Genomic DNA, 10,800 nt, shown 5'->3' with positions numbered 1-10,800 from the left:
CGGCTACGACCGGCGGCCACACCGGCTACGACCGGCGGCCACTCCGGCCGCGAGCCGGTTTTCCACAGGCGCTGCCCGCCCGGGAGCCGGGGTTTTCCACAGGCCACGGCACCGGCGAGCGCACCGTCGTAGGCTGGAGACCCCCGGCCGGTCTCCGTGTCGGGCCCTTCGCGTTGCCCACCCCCCGACGAAAGCCGCCTCCGAATGAGCCTGCACGGTCTGCTCGACGCCGTCGTCAAGGACACCGCCCTCGCGGAAGCGATTCAGGCGGCCCGCGACGGCAACCGCATGCACGTCGACCTGGTCGGCCCCCCGGCGGCCCGCCCCTTCTCGGTGGCCGCGCTGGCCCGGGAGTCGGGCCGGACCGTCCTGGCGGTGACGGCGACCGGGCGCGAGGCCGAGGACCTGGCCGCGGCCCTGCGCTCCCTGCTGCCGCCGGACGGCGTCGTGGAGTACCCCTCCTGGGAGACGCTGCCGCACGAGCGCCTCAGCCCCCGCAGCGACACCGTCGGCCGCCGCCTCGCCGTGCTGCGCCGGCTGGTCCACCCCCGCGCCGACGACCCCGAGACCGGGCCCGTCTCGGTCGTCGTCGCACCCGTCCGGTCCGTGCTCCAGCCGCAGGTCAAGGGACTGGGGGACCTGGAGCCGGTGGCCCTGCGCACCGGGCAGACCGCCGACCTGAACGAGGTCGTGGAAGCCCTCGCCGCCGCCGCGTACGCGCGCGTGGAGCTGGTCGAGAAGCGCGGCGAGTTCGCCGTCCGCGGCGGCATCCTCGACGTGTTCCCACCCACCGAGGAACACCCCCTGCGGGTCGAGTTCTGGGGCGACGACGTCGAGGAGATCCGCTACTTCAAGGTCGCCGACCAGCGCTCCCTGGAGGTCGCCGAGCACGGCCTGTGGGCGCCGCCGTGCCGGGAGCTGCTGCTGACGGACGACGTACGCGCGCGGGCCCGCGCCCTCGCCGAGGCCCACCCCGAACTCGGCGAACTGCTCGGCAAGATCGCCGAGGGGATCGCCGTGGAGGGCATGGAGTCCCTGGCGCCGGTCCTGGTCGACGACATGGAGCTGCTGATCGACGTGCTGCCCGAGGGCGCCATGGCCGTCGTGTGCGACCCGGAGCGGGTACGCACGCGTGCCGCCGACCTCGTCGCGACCAGCCAGGAGTTCCTGCAGGCGTCCTGGGCCGCCACCGCGGGTGGTGGCGAGGCGCCCATCGACGTCGGCGCGGCCTCCCTGTGGTCCATCGCCGACGTGCGGGACCGGGCGCGCGAGCTGGAGATGATGTGGTGGTCGGTGTCGCCGTTCGCCGCGGACGACGCGCTGGAGGAGGCCGACACCCTCAAGCTCGGCATGCACGCCCCGGAGACGTACCGCGGCGACACCGCGAAGGCGCTCGCCGACACCAAGGGCTGGCTCGCCGACGGCTGGCGCACGGTGTACGTCACCGAGGGCCACGGCCCGGCGTCCCGCACGGTCGAGGTGCTGGGCGGCGAGGGCATCGCGGCCCGGCTCGACACCGACCTGGGGAAGCTGTCCCCGTCGGTGGTGCACGTGGCGTGCGGCTCCATCGAGCACGGCTTCGTGGACCCGGCGCTGAGACTGGCCGTGCTCACCGAGACCGACCTGTCCGGCCAGAAGGCGTCCAGCCGCGACGGCACCCGCATGCCGGCCCGCCGCCGCAAGACGATCGACCCGCTCACCCTGGAGGCGGGCGACTACATCGTCCACGAGCAGCACGGCGTGGGCCGCTACATCGAGATGGTGCAGCGCACCGTCCAGGGCGCGACCCGCGAGTACCTGGTCGTCGAGTACGCCCCCGCCAAGCGCGGCCAGCCCGGCGACCGGCTCTACATCCCGACCGACCAGCTGGAGCAGATCACCAAGTACGTCGGCGGCGAGGCCCCCACCCTGCACCGGCTGGGCGGCGCCGACTGGACGAAGACGAAGGCGCGCGCGAAGAAGGCCGTCAAGGAGATCGCCGCCGACCTGATCAAGCTGTACAGCGCGCGGATGGCGGCACCCGGGCACACCTTCGGCCCGGACACGCCCTGGCAGCGCGAGCTGGAGGACGCCTTCCCCTACGCGGAGACGCCCGACCAGCTCACCACGATCGCCGAGGTCAAGGAGGACATGGAGAAGTCGGTCCCGATGGACCGTCTGATCTGCGGCGACGTCGGCTACGGCAAGACCGAGATCGCGGTGCGGGCCGCCTTCAAGGCGGTCCAGGACGGCAAGCAGGTCGCCGTCCTCGTCCCGACGACACTGCTGGTGCAGCAGCACTTCGGCACGTTCAGCGAGCGCTACGCCCAGTTCCCGGTGAACGTCAGGGCGCTGTCCCGGTTCCAGACCGACTCCGAGGCCAAGGCGGTCCTGGAGGGCCTGCGCGAAGGCTCGGTGGACGTCGTCATCGGCACCCACCGCCTGTTCTCCTCCGAGACGAAGTTCAAGGACCTCGGCCTGGTCATCGTCGACGAGGAGCAGCGCTTCGGCGTCGAGCACAAGGAGCAGCTGAAGAAGCTCCGCGCCAACGTCGACGTACTGACCATGTCCGCCACGCCCATTCCGCGCACCCTGGAGATGGCGGTGACCGGCATCCGCGAGATGTCGACGATCACCACGCCGCCGGAGGAGCGCCACCCGGTGCTCACCTTCGTCGGCCCCTACGAGGAGAAGCAGATCGGCGCGGCGATCCGCCGCGAGCTGCTGCGCGAGGGCCAGGTCTTCTACATCCACAACCGGGTCGAGTCCATCGACCGGGCCGCTGCCCGGCTGCGCGACATCGTGCCCGAGGCGCGCATCGCCACGGCGCACGGCCAGATGTCGGAGCAGACGCTGGAGCAGGTGGTGGTCGACTTCTGGGAGAAGAAGTACGACGTGCTGGTCTCCACGACGATCGTCGAGTCCGGCATCGACATCTCCAACGCCAACACCCTCATCGTCGAGCGCGGCGACAACTTCGGCCTCTCCCAGCTGCACCAGCTGCGCGGCCGGGTCGGCCGCGGCCGGGAACGCGGCTACGCCTACTTCCTGTACCCGCCGGAGAAGCCGCTGACGGAGACCGCCCACGAGCGGCTGGCGACCATCGCCCAGCACACCGAGATGGGCGCGGGCATGTACGTGGCGATGAAGGACCTGGAGATCCGCGGCGCCGGAAACCTGCTCGGCGGCGAGCAGTCCGGCCACATCGCGGGCGTCGGCTTCGACCTGTACGTGCGGATGGTCGGCGAGGCGGTCGCGGACTACCGGGCCTCCCTGGAGGGCGGCGTGGAGGAGGAGCCGCCGCTGGAGGTCAAGATCGAGCTGCCGGTCGACGCGCACGTCCCGCACGACTACGCCCCCGGCGAGCGGCTGCGCCTGCAGGCCTACCGCGCCATCGCCTCCGCCAACACGGAGGAGGACATCAAGTCCGTCCGCGAGGAGCTCGTCGACCGTTACGGCAAGTTGCCGGAACCGGTGGAGAACCTGCTGCTGGTGGCGGGCCTGCGCATGCTCGCCCGCGCCTGCGGCGTCGGCGAGGTGGTCCTGCAGGGCAACAACATCCGCTTCGCGCCGGTGGAGTTGCGGGAGTCGCAGGAGCTGCGGCTCAAGCGCCTCTACCCCGGCACGGTCATCAAGCCGGCCGTGCACCAGGTCCTGGTGCCGCGCCCGAAGACCGCGAAGGTGGGCGGCAAGCCGCTGGTCGGCCGCGATCTGCTGGGCTGGGTGGGAGAGTTCCTTACCTCGATCCTGGGGTCGTAGCGCTTCGCGTTACGGTGTGCGCACGGCCGTCCCCGGGAAGACGGCACCTGCGGGGGCGGATCGTGTCGGCAAGGGGAGGACGCGCCGTGAGGCGTATGTGGGGCGGGAGCGCGGCCGCCGTCGCGCTGGTGTTCGCGGTGGCCGGATGCACGGAGCAGACGACGGGGTCCGCCGGCCCCCAGGAGACCGGCGGGCAGTCGGGCGCGGCCCTGACCGCCGCCGGGTCGCTGACGGTGAAGGGCCGGGCACCGAAGACCGGTTACGACCGGGACCGCTTCGGCACCGCCTGGGCGGACACCGACTCCAACGACTGCGACACCCGCGACGACATCCTCAAGCGGGACCTGGAGGACGTGCGGTTCACCGACGGCGACTGCAAGGTGTCCTACGGCGTCCTCGACTCGGACCCCTACTCCGGCAAGCACGTCGTCTACCGGCGCGGCCGCAGCCAGGTCGACATCGACCACGTCGTCGCGCTCTCCGACGCCTGGCAGAAGGGCGCCAAGTACTGGAGCGCCAGTAAGCGCATAGCCCTCGCCAACGACCCCCTCAACCTCATAGCCGTCGACGCGAGCACCAACCGCTCCAAGGGCGACGGCGACACCGCGACCTGGCTGCCGCCCAACAAGGGCTACCGCTGCACGTACGTCGCCGCGCAGGTCGCCGTGAAGAAGAAGTACGAGCTGTGGGTCACCGCGGCCGAGAAGGCGGCGATGGAGAAGGTCCTCAGGACCTGCCCCGGCCAGAAGCTCCCCTCCGGCGGCAACCCGACCGAGGCCCCGGCCCGCTTCCACGCGAACTGACACCCGCGCCGTAAGAGGACGTTGGTCAGACCTGTTCGAAGTGGAACGCCTTGATGAAGCAGTCGCGGGGCTGGGCGACGGCGAACAGGATGCACTCCACGAGTGACTGCGCGGTGAGGGCGTCCTCGGCTCCGCGCGGTGCGGTCTCCCATTCCTCGGAGAGCGGGTCGGGGTTGCCGAAGTCGGGCGGGTAGAGGGAGATCACCCGGACTCCCCGGGGCCGCAGGCGCTTGGAGAGGATCTCTGCGAACCCTGCCTGGGCGCTCTTGGCCGCGTAGAAGGCGTCGTGCGCGTCCGAGCGGTGATGACCGGCCGTTCCGCAGGCGGAGACCATGTTCACCACGTCCGGCTTGTCCGAGTCGAGCAGGAGAGGAAGGAAGTTCTTCACGGTCAGGACGGTGCCGGTGGCGCCGGATGCGACGGTGTCGACGACGTCGGCGTCGGATGCGGACAGCAGGTCCGGTCCTTCGAGCCAGCGGGAACCGTTGTTGACGAGCACGTCGACGTGGTCGGTGTGACGGGCGACGCCGGCGGCGAAGTCGCGGATCGATGCCGGGTCGGTCAGGTCGCAGGCGAAGGCGTGGACCCGCTGGTGCCCCCGGCCGCGGATCTCCTCGCGGACACGTTCAGCGGCGGCGAGAGTGCGCGAGGAGAGGAAGACCTCGGCGCCGAGATCCGCGAGACGGATGGCCAACGTGCGTCCGAAATCGCGGCCGGCGGCGGTGATGACCACGCGGTGACCGTCGAATCTCATGGCGGTGCTCCTGACTCGGGGATCGAAGGCACCTGGCGGTGCGGGCGAGCGATGCCGGCTCCGCCTACCGGTGCGCGGGCGGTGCCGTCGTGCCGTCCGACTTCAGGGCGGCGAGGAAGGCGGTGAAGGCCGCGGCGGGGAAGGTGAGGGTGCGGTCGGCGGGGGACTTGGAGTCGCGTATCGCCACGTGGGTGGGGGAGTCGGCTATCTCGACGCAGTTGTTGCCGTCGTCGGGGCCCGAGTAGGACGACTTCCGCCAGTTGTCGGGGGCGGTCACGGTGGCTTCACAGCTCCTTGGCCAGTCTGTGGATGAAGTCACGCGATCGAGCGATACGTGCTCACCGGTTCCGCGCCTACCGGTATGCGGGCGGTGTCGTTGTGCCGTCCGATTTCAGGGCGGCGAGGAAGGTGGTGAAGGCCGTGGCCGGGAAGGTGAGGGTGCGGTCGGCGGGGGACTTGGAGTCGCGTATCGCCACGTGGGTGGGGGAGTCGGCTATCTCGACGCAGTCGTTGCCGTCGCCCTCGCCTGAGTAGGACGACTTGCGCCAGTTGTCGGGGGTGGTCATGAGGTGTCTCACAGCTCCTTCGCCAGCTCGTGAATGAAGTCACGCGATCGGTCCGGCTCAAGTGATACAGCCTCTACCTTACGGAAGCGTGTTCTATAGGCGCCGAGTTGAGCTTCGGAGTCGATGAAGACCGAGCCGTGGGGTGCGTCGCGCACGACTGTGTCGAGCTTGGGCAGGGGTCCGCCGACGTAGGTCATGGAGCTTGAAGCTCTGGCGAACCCGTCGAGGTCGAAGGGGATGACGCGCAGGGTGATGTGGTCTGCTTCGGAAACCTGCAACAGGTGGGCCAGCTGAGCTTTCGATGCGGCGCGGTCGCTGACTCGGATCCGTAGTGCCGCCTCGTGGATCACTGCCTCGTACGGGATGGGCGTCGGCCCCTCGATGGTCACGCGACGCGCGAGCCGGTGACGGACGCGCAGGTCAAGCTCCTCCGGGGTGAGTTCTGGGACTCTGTTCGAGAAGACGGCCCGGGCGTACACCTCCGTCTGAAGCAGCCCTGGAACGAACAGGACTGCCACGTCGCGGCGGAACGTGGCGTGGTGATCCAATTCGGATAGATCCAGGAACGGCGTGGGCAGCAGGCCCCGGTATTCCTCCCACCACCCACGTGTGCGATCGGCGGCCATGGCTACCAGGGCGTCGATGAACTGCTCGTCTGTGCAGGCGTAGTGGGACGCGAGGCGGCGCAGTCGTTTCTCACTCACGCCCGCGAGGCCCGACTCGATGTGGGTGATCTGGGCCGGACTCACTCCGAGCAGCGATGCCGCCTGGCGGGCGCTGAGGCCGGCCGCTTCCCGCAGTCTGCGCAGTTCTCTCGCCAGGCGCAGCTGACGCGCCGTTGGTTCGGGCCTCACAGCTTTCGACCGCTCCTTGGGGCAACGCGCGCGCCGGCGCGACTCGTTGGGCGTCAGTTTACGCGACCGACTTGCTGCATCTCTACATTTAGATTTACCGTCAGTGACGCGTCACGCACGCTGCGAAATCGCCGGGTGCCGGAAGCGCACCGCTCCGTGCTGCCGTGACGGACGCGGCAATGACACCGCCCCCGAATCACGAACCCCCTTCCTCCGACAGGAGTCACACATGGCCGAAACCGAGCCGTGGGAGTACACGCTGTACATCCCGAACGACGTCCGCGCGGTCACCGTGAGCCGCCGCACCCTCCGGCTGATCCTGACCGTGCACGGTCTGATCCGGCTGGTGGACACCGCCGAGCTGCTCGCGACGGAGTTGGTCTCCAACGCCGTACGGCACACAAAAGGGCCCGCCGCCCTGCGGGTGCGATGGGCGGCGGGCGTGCTGCGGATCGGGGCCTGGGACGCCGATCCCGAGCCGCCGGAGCCCCCTGGGGCGTCGCGGGACGCGGACCGGCTCGCCGAGGAAGGGCGTGGGCTGGCGCTGGTGCGGGCCTGCGCCGACCTGTGAGGCTGGCAGCCGCTGTCCAGGCAGGGCAACCGCGGCAAGTACGTGTGGTGCGAACTGGCGGCCGTCTAGGGCCGGCCAGGGCTGCCCCAGGGCTGTCTACCGCGCGTACGGGTATCCCTGGCCGTACGGCTGCCCCGGCTGCGGGCCCTGCATCGGCATCGCGCCGTACGGCTGCTGACGCGGCAGCGGGCTGTCGAACTCGGCGAACAGCAGCATGAGCGTCCCGATGAGCAGCGTAAGGATGATGACGACGCCCAGGTACGCGTCGCCGTCGTCGTTGGAGAGGCTGAGCCAGGGGATGGTGATCAGCTCGTAGAGGACGAACGAGCAGAAGGCGCCCCAGTCCGACCCGCGGCCGCGGCGGATCGCCACGTACAGGAACGGCACCCAGGCCAGCAGGCCCAACGACCCCCACACCAACACCGACCAGGCGATCCGCTGCAGCCAGCCGGCTTCCAGACGCTTGACCGTCACCATGGTGACTCCCATCCCCCGAAGCGATCGCGCCGCGGTACGCGGAAGCGGCGCAAGCAGCAAGGGTAGGGCACAGGGGGTCAGAACGCGCCATGGGCTGCCTTTGCCTCGGCATGAGGGACTCTTGTGGCTGCCGATAGGCTGCGTTTCCCGTTCGGAGAGGCGCCGTCGGTTACGGTGCGATCCGCATCGGGCGCCGCGTGACAGGGCCGCGACAGGTCAGTGTCGTACGCCGCGCCGTCTCGGGGCGGGGGCTCGAGAGAACTCGAACTGGTTCCGGCGGACGTACGCCGTCGCCGTCGTCGACGCGACGCCGTACGCCGCTCAGGCGCGTACGCACGCTGGCGTACGCATGAAGGGGTGGGGATGGCCGAGCACCGGCAGTCCAGGAAGCGCAGGTACGTGACGTGGGCGGTGGCCGGCGCGGCCGTCGTCGCGGGGGCCGGGATCGCGGCGCAGACCTCGATGGCGGCCACCACCTGGCCCGCCCAGAAGACGTACACCGGTCGTGCCTTCGACACCTGCGCCGCGCCCTCGCTGAGCGCGATGAAGGCATGGCACACCGGCTTCTACGGCGCCGCCGCCGTCTACATCGGCGGCAAGAACCGGGGCTGCAGCCAGCCCAACCTCACCGCGTCCTGGGTGAAGTCGGTCAACTCCGTCGGCTGGAAACTGATCCCCCTCTACGTCGGCGCCCAGCCGCCCTGCCAGAGCGGCTCCAACCCGGAGAAGCTCACCGCCTCCACCGCCGCCTCCCTCGGCGCGACGGACGCCGCCGACGCGGTGGCCAAGGCGTCGGCGCTCGGCATGAAGGCCGGCAGCCCGATCTACCTCGACATGGAGCCGTACGACGTGACGAACACGTCGTGCAACGACGCGGTGCTGACGTACGTCCGCTCCTTCGACAAGACGCTGCGCGCCAAGACGTACCGCGCCGGTTACTACGGCTTCACCAGCTCCAGCGCCAAGGCCATCGCCACGGCGAAGGACAAGACGGACCTGCCGGGCAACCTCTGGTACGCGCTGTGGGACAAGCAGAACACCACCACCGCCGACTGGCCGTGGGGGTCCACGCAGTACACCGGCCACAGCCGCGGCCACCAGTACATGGTGAACAGCAAGGAGACGCGGGGCGGGTACACGATCACCGTCGACCGCGACGCGTGGGACGCGCCCGTCGCCATCGTCGGCTGAGCCACCCCGCCGTGCGGCGGTGCGCGACGGTGCCCGAAGTCCTGGTGAATCGTTGGTCGAATGGGTTGGCCACAGCCGACCCACTGCCTACCATCGATCATCGCAAGACTTTGTGCACCGTCGCACAATCTCCTCGGGAGGCTTCCTTGCACCGCCGCCGTCGCACCGCGCTCCTCCTCTCCGCCGCGATCGTCGCCGCGGCCCCCGTCCTGACCGCCTGCGGAAGCGACGCGCATCCGGGCGCGGCGGCCGTGGTCGGCGGTCAGCGGATCACCGTCTCCCAGCTGCAGAGCCGCGTGAACGAGGTACGCGCGGCGCAGCGGGCGGCGGTGCGCGGCGACGCGCAGTACCAGCAGGTCCTCGCGCAGACCGGCAGCCTCACCCGCGACACCCTGCACAGCATGGTCCTCGACCGGGTGCTGCACCGCGCCGCCGAGGACGCGGGCGTGACCGTGACCCGCAAGGAGATCCAGCAGATGCGCACCGGCCTGGAGCAGCAGGTCGGCGGGGAGAAGGCGCTGCAGACGGCCTGGCTGCAGCAGTACGGCGTCGCCCCCGAGCGCCTCGACGACAACCTCCGCCTGCAGCTGGAGGCCCAGAAGCTCGCCCGGTCGCTCGGCACGAACACCAGCCAGCCCGCGTTCTGGAAGGCCCTCTCGCAGGCGTCCAAGGAACTCCACGTCGACCTCAACCCGCGCTACGGCAGCTGGGACGTGCAGAAGAGCAGCCGCGTCGACGCCAAGACGCCGTGGCTGCGCGAGGTCAGCGCCTCGACGGCGTGACCGCGACGCGGGGCAGCCGCCCGCCCTGTGGATGACTTCCGGGGGTGTCGGTGGCGTGGGTTACGTTCGGAGGGTGAACGCAACCAGCTCCGACGCCGCGCCCGGCCGCATCGTCCTGCTCACCACCAGCCACCGCGTCGCGCCCGGCCTGCTGTCCTGGCCCGCCTGGCAGGCCCTGCACGCCGCCGACCGGGTGCTGTGCGCCGACGGCGCGCACCCGCAGCTGCCGTACCTGCGGGAGGCCGGGATACGGGTGGACGAGGCGTCCCCGACCGCCGAGGAACTGGTCGGCGCCTGCGCGGGCGGGCGGACGGTCGTCGTGGTCGCCACCGGCGAGGGCGAACCCGCCCTGACCGACGGCCTCGCGCGCCTGGCCGGCTCCGGGCGCGTCGCCATGCCCGAGCTGGAGCTGCTGCCCGCCTCCTACGACCTGCCGGGCGCCCGCCTCCTCGACCTGGTCCAGGTCATGGACCGGATCCGCGCCGAGTGCCCGTGGTCGTCCCGGCAGACGCACAAGGGCCTGGCGAAGTACGGCATCGAGGAGGCGTACGAACTCGTCGAGGCGATCGAGGACGGCGACCGGGACGAACTCCGTGAGGAGCTGGGCGACGTGCTCCTCCAGGTCGTCTTCCACGCCCGTATAGCGGAGGAGGACCCGGACGCGCCCTTCTCGATCGACGACGTGGCCGCCGGGATCGTCACCAAGCTGATCCACCGCCACCCCCATGTCTTCGGGGACGAGACGGCCACCACCCCGGAGGAGGTCAAGGAGCACTGGCTGCGCACCAAGGCGATCGAGAAGCGGCGCACCTCCCTCACCGACGGCATCCCCCTCGGCCAGCCGGGCCTCGCCCTCGCGTCGAAACTGGCCTCCCGGGTGCGCACGGCGGGACTACGGGCGGAGCTGCCGGCCGGCGAGGGCATCGGCTACGACCTCCTGGCGATGGCGGTGCGCGCGGAGGCGGAGGGCGTCGACCCCGAGGCGGCCCTCAGAGCGGCGGCCCGCGCCTACCGGGACGCGATCCGCGAGGCCGAGGGCACGTCGGCGGAAGGCTGACGGATAC

At 70.8% G+C, this 10,800-nt stretch carries 10 protein-coding genes and 1 pseudogene; 6 read left to right on the top strand and 5 right to left on the bottom strand.

Going from position 1 to position 10,800, the window contains the following annotated elements; translation table 11 throughout:
* The first annotated feature begins 204 nt into the window (after positions 1-204).
* Both mfd and ACZ5GT_RS08790 read left to right on the top strand, forming a co-directional pair.
* Positions 205-3,738 (top strand): transcription-repair coupling factor, encoded by a 3,534-nt coding sequence (mfd, locus tag ACZ5GT_RS08795; RefSeq protein ID WP_469017228.1) that lies wholly within the window; start codon positions 205-207, stop codon positions 3,736-3,738.
* A gap of 95 nt (positions 3,739-3,833) precedes the next feature.
* A complete protein-coding gene (locus ACZ5GT_RS08790; RefSeq protein ID WP_469017768.1) occupies positions 3,834-4,541 on the top strand; it encodes an HNH endonuclease family protein in 708 nt (235 codons plus the stop codon).
* A gap of 25 nt (positions 4,542-4,566) precedes the next feature.
* On the opposite strand, the gene ACZ5GT_RS08785 is transcribed toward ACZ5GT_RS08790, so the two are convergent.
* The 4 genes from ACZ5GT_RS08785 to ACZ5GT_RS08770 form a co-directional block, all read right to left on the bottom strand.
* The gene (locus ACZ5GT_RS08785) at positions 4,567-5,295 is read right to left on the bottom strand and encodes an SDR family oxidoreductase (protein WP_469017221.1); all 729 of its coding nucleotides are present in this window, start codon (positions 5,293-5,295) and stop codon (positions 4,567-4,569) included.
* Between the two features lie 64 nt (positions 5,296-5,359).
* Entirely contained in the window at positions 5,360-5,572 is a 213-nt protein-coding gene (locus ACZ5GT_RS08780) for a DUF397 domain-containing protein (protein ID WP_469017216.1), read from the bottom strand.
* Between the two features lie 76 nt (positions 5,573-5,648).
* Positions 5,649-5,861, bottom strand: a complete 213-nt coding sequence (locus ACZ5GT_RS08775) for a DUF397 domain-containing protein (RefSeq protein WP_469017212.1) — start codon at positions 5,859-5,861, stop codon at positions 5,649-5,651.
* 8 nt (positions 5,862-5,869) lie between these two features.
* Positions 5,870-6,715, bottom strand: a complete 846-nt coding sequence (locus ACZ5GT_RS08770; RefSeq protein WP_469017209.1) for a helix-turn-helix domain-containing protein — start codon at positions 6,713-6,715, stop codon at positions 5,870-5,872.
* 229 nt (positions 6,716-6,944) lie between these two features.
* Between ACZ5GT_RS08770 and ACZ5GT_RS08765 the strand changes: the two are divergent.
* Positions 6,945-7,355: pseudogene (locus ACZ5GT_RS08765) on the top strand (ATP-binding protein).
* Between the two features lie 27 nt (positions 7,356-7,382).
* Here ACZ5GT_RS08765 and ACZ5GT_RS08760 read toward each other — a convergent pair.
* Positions 7,383-7,763 (bottom strand): hypothetical protein, encoded by a 381-nt coding sequence (locus ACZ5GT_RS08760; protein ID WP_469017206.1) that lies wholly within the window; start codon positions 7,761-7,763, stop codon positions 7,383-7,385.
* A 363-nt stretch (positions 7,764-8,126) separates the two neighbouring features.
* Between ACZ5GT_RS08760 and ACZ5GT_RS08755 the strand changes: the two genes are divergently transcribed.
* The 3 genes from ACZ5GT_RS08755 (at position 8,127) to ACZ5GT_RS08745 (ending at position 10,793) form a co-directional block, all read left to right on the top strand.
* Positions 8,127-8,954, top strand: coding sequence for a glycoside hydrolase domain-containing protein (locus tag ACZ5GT_RS08755; protein ID WP_469017203.1), 828 nt, complete (start codon positions 8,127-8,129; stop codon positions 8,952-8,954).
* A 146-nt stretch (positions 8,955-9,100) separates the two neighbouring features.
* Positions 9,101-9,736: a SurA N-terminal domain-containing protein gene (locus ACZ5GT_RS08750; RefSeq protein WP_469017198.1), complete on the top strand. Its 636-nt coding sequence runs from the start codon at positions 9,101-9,103 to the stop codon at positions 9,734-9,736.
* 73 nt (positions 9,737-9,809) lie between these two features.
* On the top strand, positions 9,810-10,793 hold the full coding sequence (locus ACZ5GT_RS08745) for a nucleoside triphosphate pyrophosphohydrolase (protein WP_469017193.1): 984 nt from the start codon (positions 9,810-9,812) through the stop codon (positions 10,791-10,793).
* Positions 10,794-10,800 lie beyond the last annotated feature (7 nt).

Source organism: Streptomyces sp. NPDC031340 (genome assembly GCF_055569945.1).
This window is presented reverse-complemented; position numbering and strand designations above follow the sequence as displayed.